Raw genomic sequence first — 355 nt, 5'->3', positions numbered from 1 at the left:
ATTGTCCGCTGCCGGATCAAAAGCTCGCGGACGCGATGCAGCATCAACACGCTCTGCTGCTCCTCGCTCTTTGTCGGAACAAAGCGCATCGTCGGTCGCGTGACCGCCTCGCAGATCGCCCCGGCATCCGAAGCATCATTCTTGTGCCGCTTCACGTCTGGCTTGACGTAGGACGCAGGCATCAGGCGAACCTCATGCCCCAGGGCCGTGAGGACACGAGCCCAGTGATGGCTCGTTGCGCAGGCTTCGATGCCGATCAAGCACGCCGGCAAGGACGTAAAGAATGCGACTACATCGTCGCGACGCAACTTCCGGCGGACAACCACTGCGCCCTGCGCGTCAACGCCGTGCACCT

At 62.3% G+C, this 355-nt stretch carries 1 protein-coding gene; it reads right to left on the bottom strand.

Annotated features, from left to right (window positions below; genetic code table 11):
* On the bottom strand, window positions 1–353 hold a 353-nt coding region (locus EN845_RS34150; protein ID WP_245511884.1), incomplete at its 3' end, for a transposase.
* Between the last annotated feature and the right edge of the window lie 2 nt (window positions 354–355).

Origin of the sequence: Mesorhizobium sp. M8A.F.Ca.ET.202.01.1.1 (genome assembly GCF_004791595.1) — a bacterium.
Lineage (GTDB): Bacteria > Pseudomonadota > Alphaproteobacteria > Rhizobiales > Rhizobiaceae > Mesorhizobium.
The sequence above is the reverse complement of the archived record's forward strand: the minus strand, read 5'-3'. Positions and strand labels throughout refer to the sequence as shown.